The 20,974-nt window shown below is 70.1% G+C and carries 13 protein-coding genes; 4 read left to right on the top strand and 9 right to left on the bottom strand.

Features of this window, described 5'->3' with window-relative positions; all coding sequences use genetic code 11:
• Window positions 1–14: 14 nt before the first annotated feature.
• From ABZ855_RS13705 to ABZ855_RS13695, 3 genes are read right to left on the bottom strand one after another with little or no spacing between them, the layout of a single operon-like run.
• Window positions 15–1,619, bottom strand: coding sequence for a carboxyl transferase domain-containing protein (locus ABZ855_RS13705; RefSeq protein WP_360805849.1), 1,605 nt, complete (start codon window positions 1,617–1,619; stop codon window positions 15–17).
• Window positions 1,616–3,352 (bottom strand): acyclic terpene utilization AtuA family protein, encoded by a 1,737-nt coding sequence (locus tag ABZ855_RS13700; RefSeq protein WP_360805846.1) that lies wholly within the window; start codon window positions 3,350–3,352, stop codon window positions 1,616–1,618. Before ABZ855_RS13700 ends, ABZ855_RS13705 begins: the two co-directional genes overlap by 4 nt.
• Window positions 3,349–4,167, bottom strand: a complete 819-nt coding sequence (locus ABZ855_RS13695; protein ID WP_360805843.1) for a TIGR03084 family metal-binding protein — start codon at window positions 4,165–4,167, stop codon at window positions 3,349–3,351. Before ABZ855_RS13695 ends, ABZ855_RS13700 begins: the two co-directional genes overlap by 4 nt.
• 154 nt (window positions 4,168–4,321) lie before the next feature.
• Between ABZ855_RS13695 and ABZ855_RS13690 the strand changes: the two genes are divergently transcribed.
• The gene (locus ABZ855_RS13690; protein ID WP_360805840.1) at window positions 4,322–5,116 is read left to right on the top strand and encodes a class I SAM-dependent methyltransferase; all 795 of its coding nucleotides are present in this window, start codon (window positions 4,322–4,324) and stop codon (window positions 5,114–5,116) included.
• A gap of 67 nt (window positions 5,117–5,183) precedes the next feature.
• On the opposite strand, the gene ABZ855_RS13685 is transcribed toward ABZ855_RS13690, so the two are convergent.
• The 6 genes from ABZ855_RS13685 to ABZ855_RS13660 all read right to left on the bottom strand — a co-directional run bounded on the left by ABZ855_RS13685 (window position 5,184) and on the right by ABZ855_RS13660 (window position 15,009).
• Complete coding sequence (locus tag ABZ855_RS13685) at window positions 5,184–5,681, bottom strand: hypothetical protein (RefSeq protein ID WP_360805837.1); 498 nt, start codon at window positions 5,679–5,681, stop codon at window positions 5,184–5,186.
• Window positions 5,682–5,687: 6 nt separating this feature from the next.
• Window positions 5,688–6,227, bottom strand: coding sequence for a hypothetical protein (locus ABZ855_RS13680; RefSeq protein ID WP_360805834.1), 540 nt, complete (start codon window positions 6,225–6,227; stop codon window positions 5,688–5,690).
• Between the two features lie 219 nt (window positions 6,228–6,446).
• Window positions 6,447–7,520, bottom strand: coding sequence for an EamA family transporter (locus ABZ855_RS13675; RefSeq protein WP_360805831.1), 1,074 nt, complete (start codon window positions 7,518–7,520; stop codon window positions 6,447–6,449).
• Between the two features lie 119 nt (window positions 7,521–7,639).
• Window positions 7,640–7,948, bottom strand: coding sequence for a hypothetical protein (locus ABZ855_RS13670; protein ID WP_360805828.1), 309 nt, complete (start codon window positions 7,946–7,948; stop codon window positions 7,640–7,642).
• Window positions 7,923–8,327 (bottom strand): hypothetical protein, encoded by a 405-nt coding sequence (locus tag ABZ855_RS13665; protein ID WP_360805825.1) that lies wholly within the window; start codon window positions 8,325–8,327, stop codon window positions 7,923–7,925. Before ABZ855_RS13665 ends, ABZ855_RS13670 begins: the two co-directional genes overlap by 26 nt.
• 7 nt (window positions 8,328–8,334) lie before the next feature.
• Window positions 8,335–15,009 carry an RHS repeat-associated core domain-containing protein gene (locus ABZ855_RS13660; protein ID WP_360805822.1) on the bottom strand — a complete coding sequence of 2,225 codons (6,675 nt, stop codon included), beginning with the start codon at window positions 15,007–15,009 and terminating at the stop codon, window positions 8,335–8,337.
• Between the two features lie 251 nt (window positions 15,010–15,260).
• Here ABZ855_RS13660 and ABZ855_RS13655 point away from each other — a divergent pair, with 251 nt between their 5' ends.
• The 3 genes from ABZ855_RS13655 to ABZ855_RS13645 all read left to right on the top strand — a co-directional run bounded on the left by ABZ855_RS13655 (window position 15,261) and on the right by ABZ855_RS13645 (window position 20,952).
• A complete protein-coding gene (locus ABZ855_RS13655; RefSeq protein WP_360805819.1) occupies window positions 15,261–20,006 on the top strand; it encodes a LamG-like jellyroll fold domain-containing protein in 4,746 nt (1,581 codons plus the stop codon).
• A gap of 137 nt (window positions 20,007–20,143) precedes the next feature.
• Entirely contained in the window at window positions 20,144–20,635 is a 492-nt protein-coding gene (locus ABZ855_RS13650; RefSeq protein WP_360805816.1) for a hypothetical protein, read from the top strand.
• Complete coding sequence (locus tag ABZ855_RS13645) at window positions 20,632–20,952, top strand: transcriptional regulator (RefSeq protein ID WP_360805813.1); 321 nt, start codon at window positions 20,632–20,634, stop codon at window positions 20,950–20,952. The genes ABZ855_RS13650 and ABZ855_RS13645 overlap by 4 nt, the downstream gene beginning before the upstream one ends.
• Window positions 20,953–20,974 lie beyond the last annotated feature (22 nt).

Here is a 20,974-nt window from a genome sequence, read left to right as displayed (position 1 = left end):
ACGGTTGGTTTTCCTTACATTCGGAAGACGCCGAAGCCGCCGCGGGCGCCCTCGTAGGGGGCGGTGTGGATCGCGGAGAGGCACAGGCCGAGGACGGTCCGGGTGTCGCGCGGGTCGATGACTCCGTCGTCGTACAGCCGCCCGGAGAGGAACATGGGGAGCGATTCGGATTCGATCTGCTGCTCGACCATCGCGCGGAGGGCGGCGTCCGCGTCCTCGTCGTACGGCTGGCCCTTCGCCGTCGCGGACTGCCGGGCCACGATCGAGAGCACGCCCGCGAGCTGCTGCGGGCCCATCACCGCCGACTTGGCGCTGGGCCAGGCGAAGAGGAAGCGGGGGTCGTAGGCGCGCCCGCACATGCCGTAGTGCCCGGCGCCGTACGAGGCCCCCATGAGGACGGAGAGGTGCGGGACGCGGGAGTTGGAGACCGCGTTGATCATCATCGCGCCGTGCTTGATGATGCCGCCCTGCTCGTACTCCTTGCCGACCATGTAGCCGGTGGTGTTGTGGAGGAAGAGGAGCGGGATGTCACGCTGGTTGGCGAGCTGGATGAACTGGGCGGCCTTCTGCGACTCCTCGCTGAACAGGACGCCCTGGGCGTTGGCGAGGATGCCGACCGGATAGCCGTGCAGGGCGGTCCAGCCGGTGACGAGGCTGGTTCCGTAGAGGGGCTTGAACTCGTCGAAGTCGGAGGCGTCGACGATGCGGGCGACGACCTCGCGGGGGTCGAAGGGGGTCCGCAGGTCGCCGGGGACGATGCCGAGGAGTTCCTCCGGGTCGTACTTGGGCGGCTGGACCGAGGTGGGGGCCGGATCGGCGTACGCCTTGCGGTGGCCCAGGCGGGCGACAACCCGGCGGGCCTGGCGCAGGGCGTCGTGCTCGTCGAGGGCGAAGTAGTCGGCGAGGCCCGACACGCGCGCGTGCATCTCGGCGCCGCCCAGCGACTCGTCGTCGCTCTCCTCACCGGTGGCCATCTTCACGAGGGGCGGCCCGCCGAGGAACACCTTGGCGCGCTCCTTGACCATGATCACGTGATCGGACATGCCGGGGATGTACGCCCCACCGGCCGTGGAGTTGCCGAACACCACGGCCACCGTGGGGATTCCGGCGGCGGAGAGCCTGGTGAGGTCGCGGAAGACGGCTCCCCCGGGGATGAAGATCTCTTTCTGCGACGGCAGATCCGCGCCGCCGGACTCGACGAGGCTGATGAGGGGCAGCCGGTTGGCGAGCGCGATGTCGTTGGCGCGCAGGGCCTTCTTGAGGCTCCAGGGATTGCTGGCGCCGCCCCGCACGGTCGGGTCGTTGGCGGTGATCAGACATTCCACGCCCTCGACGACCCCGATTCCGGTGACGAGAGCGGCCCCGACCGCGTACTCGCTCCCCCAGGCCGCGAGCGGCGACAGCTCCAGGAAGGGGGTGTCGGGGTCGAGGAGCAGCTCGATGCGTTCACGGGCGAGGAGCTTGCCGCGGGCGTGGTGGCGGGCGATGTACTTCTCGCCGCCGCCCGCGAGGGCCTTGGCGTGTTCGGCGTCGAGGGCGGCGAGTTTGCCGAGCATGGACTCGCGGTTCGCCAACTGGTCCGCGCCGGCGGGGTCGAGGGCCGAGGTCAGGACCGTCACAGCAGTGCCTCCGGGATGTCTACGTGCCGGGAGCGCAGCCATTCGCCGAGCGCCTTGGCCTGTGGATCGAAGCGGTGCTGCGCGGCCACGCCCTCACCGAGGATGCCCTCGACGGTGAAGTTGAGGGCGCGGAGCTGCGGAAGGGTGTGGCGTACGACGTTCAACTCGGCTGTCTCCGGGAGCAGTTCGCGGAAGAGGGTGGTGGTGAGGGTGTGCGCGAGCCAGCGCCAGGCCTCGTCCGTGCGCACCCAGACACCGACGTTGGCGTTGCCGCCCTTGTCCCCGCTGCGGGCACCGGCGACGAGGCCGAGGGGGGCGCGGCGGGTCGGGCCGGCCGGCGGTGGCGGCGGTTCTGGCAGGGGTGGCTTCGGCAGGTCCTCCAGTACGAGGGTGTCCTGCGGCGGGGGTACGGGGATCCGGCGTCCGTCGTCGAGGACGGCCACGTGGGACACGGTGTCCTGGGGGACGTACTCCGCCTCGAACACCCCGTAGGGGGCGCCCTTGCCGGGCGGCGCCAGGACATGGAACCCGGGGTAACTGGCGAGGGCGAGTTCGACGGCGGCGCCGCTGAGGGCGCGGCCCACGGCGTGCTGGTCGGGGTCTCGGACGACGAGCCGGAGCAGGGCGCTGGCGGTCTCCTCGGTGGGCGCGTCGGGGCGGTCGGTGCGGGCGAGGGTCCAACTGACGTCGGCGGGGCGGGACTTGGCCGAGTCAAGGGCGGATTCCAGCTGGTCCCGCACCAGCGCGGCCTTCGCCTCGATGTCGAGCCCGGTGAGGACGAAGGTGACCTCGTTGCGGAAACCGCCGAGCCGGTTGAGGCCCACTTTGAAAGTGGGCGGCGGCGCTTCCCCGCGTACGCCGTGGATATGTACCCGGTCGGGGCCCTCCTGGGTGAGGCGGACGGTGTCGAGGCGGGCGGTGACGTCGGGGCCCGCGTACCGGGCGCCCTGTGTCTCGTAGAGGAGTTGGGCGGTGATCGTGCCGAGGTCGACGATGCCGCCGGTGCCGGGGTGCTTGGTGATGACGCTCGTGCCGTCGGCGTGGATCTCGGCGAGCGGGAAACCCGGGTGGCGGAGAACGCGGGGGTCCTCGCGGACGTGCTCGGCGAAGAAGGCGTAGTTGCCGCCGGTGGCCTGCGTACCGCACTCCAGCACATGCCCGGCGACGACAGCGCCCGCGAGCCGGTCGTGGTCCCCCGGCCCCCAGCCGAAGTGGGCGGCGGCCGGTCCGGCGACGAGCGCGGCGTCGGTGACCCGGCCGGTGACGACGATCTCCGCGCCCTCGCGCAGACAGGCGGCTATGCCGAAGGCGCCCAAGTAGGCGTGTGCGGCAAGGTGGTTGGGGTGGCCGGCGGTGAGGTCGTCGCCCTCGACGTGGGCGACCCTGACCGGGATCCCGAGCCGCTCGGCGAGCTTCCTGACGTTCACCGCGAGGCCCGCCGGGTTGAGGCCACCGGCGTTGACGACGATCCGCACCCCGCGCTCCTGGGCGAGCCCGAGGCACTCCTCCAACTGCCGCAGGAAGGTACGGGCGTACCCGGCCGACGGGTCCCCCGGGTCCTTGAGGCGTTCGCGGCCGAGGATGAGCATGGTCAGCTCGGCTAGGTAGTCGCCGGTGAGGACGTCGAGTTCGCCGCCGGTGAGCATCTCGCGCATGGCGTCGAAACGGTCGCCGTAGAAGCCGGAGGCGTTGCCGACGCGGAGGGGGGCCGGATGCCTCCGGGGGGCTGTCACGGCTGCGCTCCGCCGGGTGCCCGCCCCTTGCCCGGCGGGCCCGCGAAGGCCTGGGCGATGTCGAGCCACTGGTCGGCGTCGTCACCTTCGGCGTGCAGGGCGAGGTCGGCGCGGTGGGCGCGCTGGGTGACGAGGAGGCAGAAGTCGAGGGCGGGGCCGGTGACACGGCCGACCGCCTGCTTCGGGTCATCGGGACCGTACGTCCACAACTCCCCATCAGGTGCGACGAGTTCCACGCGGAACTCGTCGAACGGCGGGTTCAACCCGTGCACGCCGAACGCGAAGTCGCGGGTACGGACGCCGAGTCGGACGATGTGCCGGAGGCGGGCGGTGGGAGCGATCCGGGGCACGCCGAGCGCGTCGGCCACGTCCAGACCGTGGGCCCAGGTCTCCATCAGCCGGGCGGTCGCCATGGACGCGGCGGACATCGGCGGGCCGTACCAGGGGAACCGTGACCCGGCGGGTGCCGTGCGCAGGGCGTCCGCCAGGGCCTCGCGCCCGGCCCGCCAGTCCGCGAGCAACCTCGCGGGCTGCTTCCCCGCCCACTCCTCGGCACCGTTGTCCACGAAGTCCCCCGGCGCGAGCAGCGCGTTCTCCACCTCACGGTCGAAGGCGGCCCGGTCGGTCACGGCCAGCACGGAGGAGTGGTCGGTCCAGGCGAGGTGCGCGATCTGGTGGGCGACGGTCCAGCCGGGGGCGGGGGTGTCGAGGGCCCACTGCTCGGTGCTCAACTCGGCCACCAGATGGTCGAGTTGGGCGCTCTCCTGACGCAGGTCGTCGATGACGTTCCGCGTATCGGCCGAGGGTTCGGACACGAGGCGCTTCCTTCTTCTCGTTCTTCTCGTTCTTCTCGTTCTCGAAGGATGGCAGTGCCGCCAGAAACAAGCAAGCGTGCTTGCATTGACGGGTCAAATATTGACGGGTCAAATTCGGATGCGTCGCGATCGCAATCCGCAGTACGGTCCTCCGGTGACTTTCCCAGACGACCATCACCTTGACGGCGAAGACGGCAACGATGACGGCGACGACGGCTACTTCGGGGAACCCGTGGCCGCGGAGTACGACGACCCGTCCTCCGAGATGTTCACGCCGGCCGCGATCGAACCGGCGGTGGATTTCCTGGCCGGGCTTGCGGGCAAGGGGCGGGCCCTCGAACTCGGCGTCGGGACGGGACGTATCGCGTTGCCGTTGGCGCGGCGCGGGGTCGAGGTGCACGGGATCGACATGTCCCGGGCGATGGTGGCCCGGATGCGCGCCAAGGAGGGCGGGGACGCGATCGGGGTGACGATCGGGGACTTCTCGTCGACGCGGGCCGAGTCGACCGACAGGGACTTCTCGGTCGCCTATCTCGTCTTCAACACGATCATGAACCTGACCTCACAGGACGCCCAGATCGATTGCTTTCGCAATGTCGCGGCGCATCTGGCACCCGGCGGGGCCTTCGTGATCGAGGTCGGGATTCCCGAGCTGCGGAGGCTGCCTCCCGGCCAGAGCGTCGTGCCGTACCACACGAGCCCGACGCGCTGGGCCTTCGACGTGTACGACACCGCCACCCAGTCGACCAGCTCGAACTACGTCGAGGTGGTGGACGGGCGCGGGTCGTACCGGTCCATTCCGTTCCGGTACGTATGGCCGTCCGAGCTGGATCTGATGGCCCGGCTGGCGGGGATGCGGTTGCGCGAGCGGTGGGCGGGGTGGGGGCGGGAGCCGTTCACGAGCGAGAGCACGAAGCATGTGTCGGTGTGGGAGAAGCCGTCCGTCTGACCGAGCCGTTGGGCGCGGCTCGGCTGTCCGGGTCCCCGCTGATCGCCGAACCCCGCGCGGCCGGCGGCTACTTGTGTCGGCGGCGCCGGGGAGCCTCGGCGAATACGGTCGCCGGGATCCCCAACTCCGTCAGTCGGTACCGCAGTTCGTCCTCCTGCCGCCGGGTGACCGACAGCCACAGCGAGGTGCCCGAGTCGTTGGCGCTGAAGACGGGTCGCCCTCCTTGTCGCGCCTCGGCGTGGATCGTGTGCGGCGCCAGGTCCAGCAGCACGCCGAACTGTTCGTCGTCGCTGACGTCGATGTCGATGGCCATCCCGGGGTCGTCGCGGCGTGAGCGTCTGCCGTCCGCGGGTGCCTCCTTCCCCAGGGTCAGCAGGCGCTCGTACGACGGCAGCGTCTCCGGCGGCCAGGCGTCGTCGCTGTAGGCGTCCACGTGGGCCGTGTCGATGCCGGAGCGCAGCACCCGCAGGGCCTCGCGGTGGACGTGGGCGAGGTGTGCGTGGGTCAGGCCCTCCTGGAGCACGAGTTCACGCCCCCGACCGTCATCCGAGGTGCCCTCCGCCACGATGCCTCACCCTTCGTCGACCGACCTGGACAGCGCGTCGGCGATCATACGGGTGGCGAAGTCGGGGTCCTCGGTGATGCGGTTGATGTGTTCCGCGAGCAGGAACGCGGTGGCCTCCAGGGGAGTCATCTCCTCCTCGGTCCAGTCTCCGTACTGCTTGCGCCACAGGTTGGGGCTCAGCCCCGTGCCCGCCGCGATGACCATGCCCGCCATGGTCGGGATCACCTCGGGGCTGACGCTCTTGGGCATCATCCGCATCGTGGCGACGAGGGTGGGGACCACGTACTCGATGACGTCCTTCTCGTGGTCCTCGTGAGCCTTCCGCAGCCACGTCATGAACATGTAGATCAGCGTGCAGGCGCCGTCCAGCAGGTCCTTGGCCCCTTTGGGGCCCAGCGACGCGGCGAACTGGTCGATCAGCTTGCGGTGTTCGGGGTCGACGCCGGCCTTGCCGTCGTGAACGCTCTTGAGCTGGGAGTCGATCACCATGAGTGCCGCACCCACATCGCCGACGGGAGCGTACTGGGGATCGCAGGGCGATGACACAGGAGTCCTCCTCGGGCGGCTGCGATGCGCAGCGCGGCATGTACGTACAGTAAAGGCCCGAGGGCGGCCCGCACCGGCGGTTTGTCGCCTTTACGGCGACAGGCGGTCACTCCCGTTCTCAGGTGGCCGATTCCCGATCACGGTTGCCGATCACGATTGCCGGCTACCGCAGATGCGAGGAGCCGTGAGCGAACAGGGCGACGCCGGCGCGAGGCGCGCTCAGGCCTCCAACTCCAGTGGCTTCCGGGGCGCTCGAGTCAGCTCAGGCGCCTCCTCGACACCGGCGGCCGGCATCTTCTTCCCGCTCACCTGGGTCCGTACCGCGCCCATGCTCGCCACGATGACCAGGGTGATCGCGAGGGCCTCGGGGGCGGAGAGGGCCTGGTCGAGGATCAGGAAGCCTGCGGTCGCGGCGACCGCGGGCTCCAGGCTCATCAGGACCGCGAAGGTGGAGGCGGGCAGGCGTCGCAGGGCGAGCAGTTCCAGTGTGTACGGCAGGACGGAGGAGAGTACGCCCACCGCCGCGCCCAGGGCCACGGTGGTCGGGTCGAGCAGCTTCTCGCCGGACTCGAGGACGCCCAGCGGCAGGAACACCACCGCGGCGACCGCCATGGCGAGCGCCAGCCCGTCGGCCTGCGGGAACCGGCGTCCCGTACGGGAACTCAGGACGATGTACAGCGCCCACATGGCACCGGCGCCGAGGGCGAAGGCGACCCCTACGGGATCGAGGCTGTTGAAGCCGCCTCCGCCGAGCAGGAAGACCCCGGCGAGGGCGAGTAGGGCCCAGGCGAGATTGAGGGCGCGGCGGGAGGCGATGACGGACAGTACGAGCGGCCCGAGCACCTCGAGGGTGACGGCGGGGCCGAGCGGGATGCGGCCGATGGCCTGGTAGAACAGCCCGTTCATGGCGGCCATGGTCACCCCGAAGAGGAGGACCACTCCCCAGTCGCCCCGGGAGTACCCGCGCACCTTGGGCCGGCACACCACCAGCATGATGACGGCGGCGGCGACCAGCCGGAGCGTGACGATCCCGAAGGCCCCGGCCCTCGGCAACAGGGTCACGGCAAGGGCCCCGCCGAACTGCACGGATATCCCGCCGGACAGCACGAGCCCCACGGCCCCGAGGGTCCCCCACCCCTTGCGCGCCCCTCGATGCCGCCCCCGAGAGCCCCCGGAGGGAGGAACAACCACAGCAGGCAGATTGGCGGAGGGCAGCACGGCGTCACCGGCCCCGGCCGGCACAACTGGTCCGGCCACGACGGCCCACGAGGGCAGACGCTCAGCACTGGGCATCTTCACAGGGCCTTCCCAGGATTTCCGCGCGATCTTCGTACAACGCGATGGACTCTCTCGTCCAGAGTAATGGACCAGAACGAACATGCGAACCGACGCATACCTGCGGGCGCAGGGCACTACTTCACACGTCGGTCCCCTGCGCGCAGAAAGAAGTACACGCCGAGGAGCACAAGCACCATGCTCGGCGGCAGCAGTACCGAGTCCCAGAGCAGCCGATGGGTCGAGGGAAGACCGGAAAGCGACCCGATGCCGATTCCGGCGCTCAGGAGCAGCAGGGGCAGTGCCGTTCGCTGCGGGCGGTTCTTCCAGGGGCCGACTCGCGCGAGGGCGAGCGCATTGATGACCATGCCGGCCGCGGCGACAACGAAAAGGGAGACGCGGTCGGCGTCGAGTCCATGCTCACTGAGTCCGACGGGCGGCCGCACGTGCCCTCACCGTCCCCTGTTGCGTGCGCATGTGCGGGGGAACGAGGAAGCGGGGGCGGTTGAACCAGATGATCGACAGCGTCAGGCCCACGCCGGTCAGCAGGGCGACCAGCAGCGTGCCCAGCAGACCCGCCTCCCACGTGGTGAGGGAGGCGGGGGTGAGCAGGACCGTGGCCATCAACAGGGCCGCCACCCAGTGGAAGGCGCCAACCGTGCCGAAGGCCCGCTCGATGCCCTTCTTGAAGTCGTCCGGGTACGGCACGAAACGCATCCGGTAGGCGTACGAGCGCCCCTCCCGCCAGCTCCGCCCGGCGAACCGGAGGAACGTGGTGCCCACCACCCCGCAGAGGGCGATGACGAGCCAGTACACGACGGTCATCACAGTCTCACCAGCCCAGACGGTCGAAGAGTTTACCGATGCCCTTGTTGGCGAGGTCGTCGACCACGTAGGCCGTACCGGCGCCGATCAATGCCCCGGCCACGACACCTACCGGTCCCGCCCAGACGCCCAGCTCCGCACCCGCCGCACTGCCGGCCATGATGCCTCCCAGTGTGCCTCCGGCCGTACCCGCGAGGACGTTCACGCCGGAGTCCGTCACTCCCACGGTCGCCGCCCTGTAGGGGTCGTGCGATTGGTTGTACTCACCGTAGGCCGAGATTCCGCCGCCGAGCACCGACAGTCCGTACCCGCCGTTCTTGACGTACTTGCCGGCCTCGGACAGTCCCTTGCTCTTGGTGAGAGTGCTCGCCGCCAGCCGGTCCGCGGCCTCCTGGCTCATGTTCTTCATCAGGCCGGAGTCGGGCGGCGGCTGGGAGGCCGCTCGGTACACCTTGTTCAGGAAGGGGCCCTGGGACAGCCCTCGGGCGGCCGGTGTGAGCGAGGTCGCCACACCGGCCCCGATGTCGGTGAGGTTGGCGGCGGTACAACCCGGTCCGTTGCAGTACGGCGAGATGAAGAACGGTATGCCGTTCTGGGCCGCCGGCGCGGTCAGACTGGAGCTGTGGCTCCCGCAGGGGTCGATCAGGACGTAGTCGCAGCCGTTCCCGGGCGACACGGCGGGCGCGGGCGCGAAGGGTCCGTAGGAGGTGCTGCCGACGCCGCCGTTGTGGTTGATGGTCGACCCGCCGCCTCCGCCACCACCACCACCGCCACCACCGGAGCCGCTCCCGCCGCCGGAGCCACCGCCCCCGCCACCCCCGCCGCCGGCGTGGCCGTCCGTCTCGGCGATGCACCGCTCCACCTCGGCGGTGGACCCGTTGCAGCCGGTGTCCGGGTCGTAGAGCCGCTTGCCGGTGGGGTCGCTGTTGGTGACCGGGTTGTCCCCGGCGTAGGTGTAGCCGTTGAGCTCCTGCGGGCTGGTGGCTTCGAACAACGGGTCGAGGCTGACGAAGCGCCCGATCACCGGGTCGTACTGACGTGCGCCGACGACGGTGAGTCCGGTGGCCGTGTCGGCCGGCTTGTCGAGGAAACCCCGGTTGTCGACCCAAGGGGCCGCTTGCGTCCCGCGCGGAGCGCCGTACGGGGTGAACTGCCGCCAGGAGGGGCTCTGGAAGGCGGAGTCGATGTACAGCCCGTTCGTGCCGTGCTGATCGGCGAACTCATAGCCGTAGGCGGTGGCGGTACGAACGGCGGTACCGCCACCGGGGAGCTGGTAGTAGCGGGTGCCGGAAACGGTACCGGCGCCCGTGTCCAGGGTGAGCTGCTCGCCGGGGAGATAGAGGGTGGTGGTCCCCGGGTCCTGCTCCAGCAGCAGACTGCCGTCCCCGTTGTAGACGAAGTGACTGTCACCCTTTGTGCCGCCGGTGATGCCCGTGAGCTGCTGGTTGTCGTTCCAGGCGAGCGTCTGGGTGCCGGTGGTGGCCGTGCTGCGGGTGGTCATGTCGCCGTCCGCGTCGTAGACGTACGACGTCGAGCCGGTGTTCGTGCCGTTCGTGCCGGTGGAGGTGACGGTGTGCGGCTGGCCGACGCCGTTGCCGTCGTAGGCGTAACCGGTCGTGGTGTCGGCGCCGCCCGAGGTGGAGTGGTCCGTCTCGCTCTGCCGGTTGCCCAGGGCGTCCAGGCTCCAGCTGGTCCAGTAGGCGTCGGCCGCGTCCAGTTTGTCGCCGACGGTCGCGCTCGATCCGGGGACCGGGGTGGCGGCGCAGGAGTCGGTGGCGGTCCAGGCCTGGGAGAGCCGGTCGAGGGCGTCGAACTGGAAGCACTGGGTCTCGGCGGTGCTGCCGGAGGCCAGCCGGGTGTCGGTCTGCTGGGTGATGTTGCCGGAGAGGTCGTAGGTGTAGTGCGTGTCATCGACGGAGGAGGGGCTGCCGACGGTCCTGGTCACCAGTTGGTCGGTGAGTTTGCCGGTGTGCTGGTCGAAGGTGTCGGTGACGGCCGCTGTGCTGCTGCCGGTACCGAGGGTCTCCTGGGTGGTCCGGCTGTAGGCGTCGTACGAGGTGGAGGCCGCGTAGGTGTTCAGGCCACCGATGGCGTTCGGCAGGTCGAGGGCGCTGGTGTAGCCGCGCGAGACGGTCTCCGCGCCCAGGCCGCCGGCCGCCTGGAAGGTGCTCTTGGCCGGGAGTCCGGCGGTGGTGCTGTAGGTGTTGGAGAAGCTGTAGGTGCCGGCCAGCGCGCCGGTGGTGGTGGAGGCGGGGACGGTGACGGTCTGGCCCAGTGACTCGCCGAACACGTTGAAGCCCTTTGACTGGGTGACGTAGGCCTGCCCGTTCGCGTACGCGGTCTGCGTGGTGAGCCGGCCGACCGGGTCCTTCATGCCGCTGACCGCGTTGTCGGAGTTGTCGTACACCCAGGAGGCGAGTTCGTTCCCGGACGCGCCGGCGGACTGGTGGGTGGTGTCGGAGTCGAACTCGCCGGTCTTGCGGCCGAGTGCGTCGTAGGAGTAGCTGATCGTGGCGTTGCGGGCGTCAGTGGTCTGCAGGAGGTTGCCGGTCGCGTCGTAGACGAGGTGCGTGGTGCCCGCGTCCGGATCCTGCTTGACGGTGATCCGGTCGAGCAGGTCGTAGGTGTTCGTCCAGGTGGAGCCGCCGGCCGTGGTGGTGTCCTGGTTGCCGTGTCCGTCGTAGCCGTAGACGGTGGCCTGGGTGGTGCCGCCGGAGAGGTAGGAGAAGCCGGTGAAGGGGTCGGCCGCCGGGTGCAGGGTGGGCGGGGCGGTGTACTCGTCGAGTTCGCTGGTGCGGCCCAGGGGGTCGGTGACGGTGGACTTCGTGACGCCGCCGGCCGGGGCGAGGACCGTGGTGCGGTCGCCGTTGTAGACGGTCCGGGTGGCGGAGACCAGCTGGTTGTCCTTCTCCGACTGGTCCAGGACCGTGCGGCCGAGGCCGTCGTAGGTGAAGTAGTCCTGGTTCGGCACTTCGTCCTTGAGGTCGGCCGCCGAGACGATGGTGGTGTTCGGGCCGGTGGCCGAGTCCCACCAGCCGTTGTAGGTGGCGTACTTCCAGCCGCGGGTGTCGTAGAAGGTGTCGGTGACCAGCCGTCCGCCCTGCGGTGTGGCGGTCTGGGTCTGGCGGGTGCGCAGCAGGGCGTCGTAGAGGGTGGTGGAGGCGATGTAGCCGGAGGCGTCGTTCAGCTTCTCGGTGGTCACCGCGGTGGCACCGGTGTTGGAGACGGTGTAGGCGTAGGTGTCGTTGGCGGGCAGCGTGGTGGCCCGCGAGTAGTTCCACACGCCGGTGGTGCGGCCCAGGGTGTCGTACTGGACGGTGGTGACCACACCGTTGGCGTCCGTCTGGGTCAGGGTCAGGCCGCGGGCCGGGTCGAGCGTGGTGCCGGAGGTCTGGCCGAGCGGGTTGGTGGTGGTGGTCGCCGTGGTCAGCCCGACCGCGTTGTCGGTGTAGACGGTGCCGGTCTTGTTGCCGGCGTCGTCGTAGGCGCTGGTGGCGCGGCCGTGGCTGTCGTAGACGGTGGCGGCGGTGGTCTGCCACTGGAAGGCGCCGCCGCTGTGGTCGGCCGCCTTCTGTACGACGGAGACGTCGCCCCGGGTGGGCGCGGCGGTCTGCGGGAAGGCGGGGTCGGTCGGCTGGGGCCAGGTCTGGGCCATCGTCGGGTTGTCGTAGAACGTGCGGGTCGCCGAGACCACCTGTGCCGGGCGGCTCACCGACGCCGGAGCCGTGAGGGAGTTGAGTGATGCGGGGACGCTGGGGGTGCTGCCCTCGGTGAAGCCGCCGCAGGCCACTGAGTCGGTCTCGCTGCCGGCCGTCAGGCCCACCAGGTTCTTGGCCGTGTTCGCCGGGGCGTACGTGGTGGTGGTGCAGCGGTCGTAGGCGGCCTGGGCGGGGACGGTGTGCGTGTAGACCGTCGTCGCGAGGCCGAAGTCGTCGTCCCCGGTGCCGGTGTCGTACGTGGTGTCGGTCTCGCTGGTCCGCCAGTTGGTGCCGCCGCCGTCCGTGACCGCCTGCCGGGTCCAGGTCTCGGCCGGCTCGACCATGTCGGCGACCAGGTCGGGCAGGCCGGTGCGGGTCCGGGTCGCCGTTGCCGCGGAGATCCAGTACGAGGTGATCGTGGAATGGTCGACCGGGCCGCCGTCGCCCAGGTGGGACGTGGTCTCCAGGGTCTCGCCCTGGAGCTGGTCGGCGTCGTCGTGGTGGCCGCCCTGCGAGTCGGTCAGGGTGACCGCGGTCGTGTCGTGGTCGTCCGACATGCCCTGGTAGTAGGTCGTCTCGTCCAGGGTCTGCGGGTCGTTCACACCGTCACCGGTGCGGGTCTGCACGTCCTGGAAGCCGCGGAACTGCCCGTAGGTGCGGTATTTGGCCTTCACCAGCTCGTTGTCGTCGTAGTGCCAGGCCGGGTGCGTGTAGTGGTACGAGGTCGCGGTGGTCGGGGCCCCGCCGGTCGGGTCGGACTGGGTGACCTTCTCCACGTCGTACTTGTTGAACCAGTCCAGGATCGGCGCGCTGTAGCCCTGCGGGGTCCAGTTCACCGGGTAGCAGGACGAGGTGTTCGCGGACGGGGTGATCGTGACCGGCGCGGAGCAGGGGGCGGTCCGGCCGTACTGCACGCCGATCACCGAACCGGTCTCGGTGGTGACGGTGGCGACCCGCCACCGGTACAGCGGCGGCAGTCCGTCGGTCACGGTGTCGACCCGGTTCTGCAGGTCCACCATGCCGAACTGCACGGGCGGCAGGGACTTGGCGGTGGTGGAGCCGCCGCCGGTGTCCTGGCCGGTGTGGGTGATCGAGGACAGCCACAGCGTGGCGCCGCCGTCACCGGTGACCGGCATGGTCTCGGCGAGCGCCCAGGAGTCGACGTTCGCGAAGGCCGAGGTGGCGTACTGCTGCGTGGCTATGGTGGTGAGCCGGACGGTGGAGAAGAACGACGGCGCATGGCTGGCGCAGGTCGCTCCGGAGGCGCACACCAGGTCGTAGGGGACGTCGGGCCAGTTGGCCTTGGTCGAGGAGCCGAGCGGGTCGCACGTGCCGGAGACGCAGCGGTCGCCGGTGGTGAACTGCACCCGGTCCGCCGGGGTGCCGTAGGCGTTGGGGTCGGTGAACCCGTAGTCGATGTGGTCGAGGTGGGAGTCGCGGACGTAGGACACGTTGTGCGCGCCCTTGTCCTCGCCGTAGTAGTTCGTGTCCTGCTTGTAGTAGTAGGCCATCGCGTCGCCGTGGACGTTGGTGACGTAGTCGAGGTGCCAGCGGTAGGCCATGGTGCAGACGGACGAGGTGAAGCCCGCCGAGGCGTAGCACGGATCGCCGGAGTGCGCCGAGTAGACCGGCATCGAGTCCACCGAGTGCGTGGTCGCCTTGCCCGAGGACCAGCCGGGCAGCTCGTTGCGGCCGAAGGAGTAGACCGTGCCGTCCCGTTCGGTCACCGTCCAGTAGTCGGTGTTGTAAGTGCCCTGCCCGAAGCCGGAGTCGGTGATGTGCTTGACGACCTCACCGTTGTCGTCCTGGGCTTTCCAGACGCTCTTCGAGGCGTCCCACACCAGGGATGACGACTTGCCGTTCAGGGAGACGGTCAGGACGGGGCCGTCGTAGCACTCGTCCGGGGTGGACACCGGGGACGCGCTGCCCTCCGGGCTGTCGGCGCAGGAAGTGAAGCTCTGCTCTACGAACGAGTCCGGGGTGTTCCAACCGTCTCCCGTCCATGACGACTGGGCCTGTGTGGCGGACGTCTGGCCGTCCACCGAGCCCGAGTCGTAGCTCAGGTCCACCTTGGGTGCCAGCGAGGAGGCGGCGGGCGGAGTGGGGATCGGGTAGGAGTAGGTGAACGAGCCGGTGGAGCCGCCCGCCGCCCATGAACCCGAGGGCTTGAGCGTGGTGGCCCCGTAGGTGCCCGACGGGCCGCCGCCGTCACCGTCGGTCGTGCCGGAGACCGCGGCCAGCACCGTCGCGGCGGGGGAGACGGCGGCTGTGGCGTTGGTGGTGGCGCTGGGGGCGGCGCCAGTGGCCGAGTTCAGCGGGACGGTCGCGGAGAGCGACTTGCCGGCCGTGTCGTTGCGGGAGTCCAGCGGCGTCTGGGTGCGGCACCTGGCGAGTCGGGGAGTGGTCAGCGCACAGGCGGGCAGTTCGACCAGCCGCAGCCGGGCACCGAACCCGCCGCCGTACGCCTGGGCGAACGACGAGTAGTCCAGGCCTACTTGCACCTCGCCCCGTCCCCGGCCGGCCGGGGACACCGTGAAGAGCACACCGTCCACGCCGGCCGCGGTGGCGGCGCCACGACCGCTCATCGCCACCCGGGCGTCGGCGGGTCCGGCGTAGGAGGCGTGCCTCGGTGCGACCGCGCGCAGGGTGACCGGCGAGCGCTCGGGGGCGACGCTTGTCGGCGCGGGCGCTCCCGAAACGTGCACCGTGGCCGACGTCGCCGCCGGAAAGTGGGTGGCCGTCGCGCGGTAGGGCGTGCCCTTGGTGTTCTTCGCCGCGACGGCGTGCGAGGCGACCGCTCGCACGTCCGGCACTGCCGGTGCGGACGGCGGCTTCGGCGCGGCGGTGTGCCGGGCTCCGGTGTCGGCCGGAACGCTCGCGGCCGAGGCCACTCCCCCGCCGACGAACGCGAACAGGGCTGTCGGCACGACCAGCCACCGCGTTCTCACCCGCCGGAACAGCGCGACTTCCCCACCCCAGGACATCCTGACTCCCCCTCGCAGCCGGCGCCATGTCCGTTACGGAACGGACCGCAGTGAAAGGTTCCACGAACCCGTCATTGCTGTTGCCAATGAACTGTCCAATAACTGGCAATGACAGGACACCGCCATGACAAGTCGTCACAAACTAGGAGGAGTCGGGGGCGTGGGTCCCCTGACGGAAGGCGGGCGATCCCCCCGTGAACAGATCCCGAACACGCCGCAGAGCACCCCATCGCGGGCGCTCACTGAGCGCGGTGGCGATACTCACCCTCCTCACCGCGGGTATGTCAACCCTGACCGGCCCGGCGGAGGCCGCCGTGAGCGCGGGCCGTCCCGCCCGGACCACCCCGGCCGACCGCGGCGAACTGTCCGCGCTCGCCCGGGCCAAGGCCTCGGGCAAGGCCGTCGAAGTGACCGGCGCCACCACCTCCACCAGCACTTTGACCGCCCACCCCGATGGAACACTGACGGTACGTCAGTTTCTGGTGCCGGTCCGCAAGAAGGTCGCCGGCGCCTGGAAAAGCCTTGATCCCGACCTCGTCGAATCAGCGGACGGACGTATCTCTCCCGCGGTGTCGACCACCGGCCTGAGCCTGTCCCCGGGTGGCACCGGACCGCTGGCGACGATGAGCGCGGGCACCACGTCACTGTCGTTCTCGCTCCCGATGCGTCTGCCCGCACCCGAGTTGTCCGGGCCCACGGCGACCTACCCGGACGTCCTCGACGGGGTCGACCTCTCGGTCACCGCGGACGAGCAGGGCGGCTTCTCCGAGGTGCTTGTCGTCAAGAACGCGTCTGCCGCCGCAAATCCGGAAGTAAAGTCGCTGACCCTGGCGACCAGGGCGCACGGCGTGCGGGTCTCGGCCGACGCGGCCGGAAACATAGCGGCGAAGGACCCGACGGGACACCCGGTGTTCACCGCCACCGCCCCACGGATCTGGGACTCCGCGACAAAGGCGGCCACGGCCGACAGCACGGTGCAGGACCCGCTCACGGGAAGCTCCGTGGACCGGGCCGACGGGCTGCCGGTGCGCTCCTCCACCGCGACCCCGGGTGAGCACGCCCACTCCGCGCCCCTCAAGGTCGCCCTCTCCCGGCAGAGCGGCATCACCCTCACGTCCCCCGCCGCACTCCTCACGAACCCCTCCACGGTCTATCCGGTCTACATCGACCCGACCTTCACCGCTCCCTCGGCCTCGAGTTCCCTGCAGGCCTGGACCCAGATCAACTCACACTGGGACAGCGCGAGTTACTGGAAGTCGTCGGACCTGCTGCGGGTCGGCTACCAGGACTGGGAGGAGCCGACCTTCAAGTCCCGTTCCTTCGTACGCATCTCGGTGCCGTCCAAGCTCTACGGCGCGACCGTGCTGTCGTCCCAGCTGAACTTCACCGAGGAGTGGTCGCCCTCGTGCACCGCCACCGGCGTCCAGTTGTGGAAGTCGAGCGGTATCTCCTCCTCCACCACGTGGGACGACCCGCCCACGCTGAGCAGCCAGGTCGACTCGACCAAGACGGTCGCCCACGGCTTCAGCTCCTCCTGCCCCGCGGCCGGTGTCGGCTTCGACATCGGCAGCACCATGCAGTCCGCCGCCACCAGCAAGGCGACGAGTCTCACGTTCGGGCTGCGGGCCTCCGACGAGTCCGACGCGTACGGCTGGAAGGAGTTCTCCGACAAGATCAGCGTCAGCACCACCTACGACCACGCGCCGACGGTACCGAACACCATGAGCACCTCACCGGTCACCTCCTGCACGGGCGCCACCGTCGGGGACGGTGATGTGACCCTGCATGTCAAGGCGTCCGACCCGGACGGCGGGACGGTGGGGGTGGCGTTCTCGGCGGTGAACCACGCGACCGGCGCCACGGTCGCGAGCAGCAGCTCGAGCTCCCTGACCGCCCCGTCGGGCAACACCTTCTCGCTGAAGATCCCCAAGGCGACACTGGAGTCCCTGGCGAACAGCAAGGCTCTGCAGATCGACTGGAAGGCCCAGGACACCGACTTCCACTTCACCAGCGCCTGGACGAAGACCTGTTCCTTCACCTTCGATCCCAGCAGGCCGGGAGCCCCGGTCATCACGCTGCCCGACAGCAGCACCGCGTGCCCGGTGAATGTGCCCGCCGACGGCAGCACCGACCCGCCGTCCGTGGGTGTCATCGGCGACCGGTGCTCTTTCACGATCAGCCCTTCCCCCGGCGGCTCGGTCACACCGACCGCGTACGTCTACCAGCTCAACGGGGGAGCACCGCACACCCTCGCGGCGAGCAGCGGGAAGGTCGTGATCGTCCCGAGCCGGTTCACCGACACCCTCACTGTGACCAGCCTGTCGGCCGGCGCCAACTACGGCGACACCGCCGGTCTCGTCTTCAACGCGGCGACCCCCGCGACCCCGGCCGCCGACGGTGACCTGACCGGCCAGGGCGTCCCCGACCTCCTCCAGGTGGGTGCCAAGTCCGTCAACGGACTCTCGTCCGGCCTCTGGCTCGCCCCCGGCCAGGCCTCCCCCGGCCGCCCCGGCAACGGTCACGTCAACTCCGCGGCGACCGACATCGGCATGTACGGCAGCGGCGTCAACGCCAACAGCGCCACCGGCCTCGGCACCCCGGGCGACTACGACGGAGCCATCGCCTTCTCCGGTCCGTTCACCCGCGACAACCTCCAGGACGTCTTCGTCTACTACCCCTCGGGGACACACGCCGGGACCGGGGAGATCCTCTCCGGCAGCGGCGACGGCTCCGCACTGGACGCGAGCAACCCCGCCGACGTCCTGTCGGGCGCTCTCGACGACACGTTCGGCGACGCCCCGGTCCAGCTGGCCGCCGCCGACGGCGTCACCGGCGACGACTCCGGCGGTCAGAGCGCCTATCCGGACCTCATCGGCATCTCGGGGGACACGGGCAACGGCTACTACCTGAACCTCTACACCGGTGACACCGGCACCATCGGGTCGTACGGCAGCGGTCCGGGCGGTGTCGACAACTCCCTCCAGCTGCTGACGACGCCGACGCCCACCGGCGGCACGGACTGGCAGAACTGGTCCATCGTCACCACACAGCTGCCGAGCACCAGTCCGACGCCGGGCACCGCGATGTACCTGTGGAACAGCACCACGGGCGACCTCTATCTGTGGACCGGTTTGTCGTACGACCCGGACAGCGGCACTTTCTCCTTCTCCTCGCACCACGTCGCCTCCGGCTGGAACACCGGTCTCCAGCGCTCCCTGCAGGCCGCCGACATCAACGGCGACGGCAGCCCCGACCTGTGGAGCACCGACTCCACCGGCAAGGTGACCGCCGGCCTCATGACATCCGACGACAGCGGCTTCCAGAGCACCGCGCCACAGGACACCCTCGCCGCGCAGAGCCACATCTGGGACCTCGACGACCAGAGCGACGGCACGGTGGGCTCCACCACCGGGTCGGCCGACCGGACCTCGGCCACCGGACCGACGGTCAGCTCGGCCAACAGCGCCGCTGTCTGGTCGACCGGCGACCTGTTCAGCCCCGACGTCTCGCTGAACACCGGGGTGTCCGCGACCACGGCCACCCTGTCCTCGTCCACGGCTCCACTCGCCCTCGGCGGCAGTTTCAGCCTGTCCATCTGGGCCAAGGCCACCGTCGCGGGCAACGCCGTCGTCTCCCAGAGCGGCACCCACACCGCGGGCATGAAGGTCTACGCCGACGCGGGCACCGGGGAGTGGGCGTTCTGCATGGCCACGTCCGACGTGGCGAGCCCGACCAACAACTGCGCCTACGGCTCCCATGTCGCGCTGGGCGCCTGGACCCACCTGACCGTCACCTACGACTCCGTCAACAAGCTGATGGCCATCTACGTCAACGGCGTCGAAGCGGCCGCGGTGTCCCACACGGCTACCACCTCCGCGTTCGGCGGCGCTCTGGTGGTCGGGGGCTATCTGAACAACGGCGCCATGACCGCGTTCCTCGACGGCTCCGTCTCGCAGCTGCAGACCTGGACCCGGGTGCTGACCCCGACCCAGGTGGCGGGCACCGAGAGCAACGCCAACTTCACCCTCTTCCCGAACGACGGCACCCGCTGGCCCAGCGGCAGCAGTTGGACGCGCAACGCCACCACCGTCGCCTTCGACCAGGGGAAGCTGACCGTCACCTCGGCCGGGACACCGCTGTACACGAAGGGCACGGCGAGCACCCCCGCCGCGACCCTCACCTTCCAGCCGGACGGCAACCTGGTGGCCTACCCCGACGCCACCGCCACGACCGGGGCGCTGTGGAGTTCCGTCACCAACTACAACCAGGGCGGGGCGATGCTTCTGCAGCCCGACGGCAATCTGGTCATCTACCTGGACGACGGGCTGCCCGTCTGGGACACCGGCACCGACTTCGACTACGCCGACCAGTGGACCCTGACCAGCGCGTCCGGCGGTGACGACACCGCCGGGCTCAATCCGAGCACGCCCAGTTCCAGCGTCACCTGGGGCACCAACCACAAGGGCACGGCGGGCGCGGCCGCCGTCTTCAACGGCACCGACGGCATCGTCCACGCCACCGCGCCCGCGGTGAACACCACGCAGAGTTACACAGTCTCCTGCTGGATGAAGGCCGACAACGACCTCGCCGCGCAGTTCTGTCTCGGCCAGGGCACCGTCTACCACCAGGCGTTCTACCTCGGCTACAGCAACACCGCCGGCTGGGTCTTCCGCACCACCTCGAACGACCCCAGCACCTCGGCCACCCTCATCACCGCCGCCGCCCCCGCCACGGTCGGCACCTGGGTCCACCTCACCGGCGTCTACACCTCCGGCAGCGGCACCATGCAGCTCTACGTCAACGGCGTGCTCAAGGACACCGCCACCAACACCACACCGCAGTACAGCCCCGGCGGCGCGCTCACCATCGGCGCCATCGCCACCGTCAGCAATCCCACAGGCCTCTACAACCAGCTCACCGGCAGTGTCAGCGACGTCCGGACCTATCCGGGCGCCCTGACCGCGAGCGAGGTCGCCACGCTCTACAGCAGTTCCTGACATCTCCAGCCGTGGGCCGGGGTGACACCACCGCGGCCCACCCGGCTGCCCGCGTGCGCGGACCGGCCGGCCGGCCACTTGCCGCACCGGAAACTCGACGCTTTCCGTATTGGAAACTGTCCGCTACTCTTTCCGTCATGGAAACTCACGGGGTACCACTCACGCCGGAACAGGCCCGTTCCGCACTCGCCGACACAGACCACGTCCGGTCATCCGCCGCGGCGCTGTCGGCGACACCATGGCCGACCTGGTTCTTCGTCACGCTCACGCTCTATATCGCCGCCCTCCCTGTCGTCTACGGCGGCGTCATGGCCGACTCGGACTGGCTGCTGCCGCGTCCCGCCTGGATGGGGATCATGCTCGTGACCACCGTCGCGTACGGCGCGCTCTTCGCCGTCGCGGCCAAGGCGTGGCGCGAGCGGACCGGGGTGGCACTGCGGCTGGACGTGCTGCCGAAGCGGGCGACCGTGCCGCTCGCGGTCGGCCTGCCCGTGCTGCTGGTGGGGTCGGCGTTCGCGTTCCGCGCCACCGGACAGCCTCTGTGGCTGATCGCCGCCTCGCTGATCAGCGCGGGCGTGTCCGTCGGCTTCCACCTCGCCTTCGTCCGCCTGCACCGGAAGACGGCATGAGCGCCGAAACCCCTGACCCCCTGGACGGTTTCGACGCCACCATCCACGCCCCGAACCGGCTGCGTATCTGCGCCCTCCTGGACACCGCGGGCGAGGCCGAGTTCGGCCTGGTCCAACAGCAACTCGACCTCTCCGCCTCCGTGCTGAGCAAGCACGTCACCGTGCTGATGGACGCCGGTTACGTCGAGCAGCGCAAGGCCGTCCGCGACACCCGGCAGCGCGTGTGGCTCCGCCTGACCCGGCAGGGCCGGGACGCCTACCGGGGTCACCTAGCGGCGCTGCGGGCGATCGTGGGGCCGTCGGATCCGGCTGCCTGACCTGGGGGCGCTCTCGGCCGTC

This window comes from Streptomyces sp. NPDC047042, assembly GCF_040644035.1.
Classification (GTDB): Bacteria; Actinomycetota; Actinomycetes; order Streptomycetales; family Streptomycetaceae; genus Streptomyces.
The sequence above is the reverse complement of the archived record's forward strand: the minus strand, read 5'-3'. Positions and strand labels throughout refer to the sequence as shown.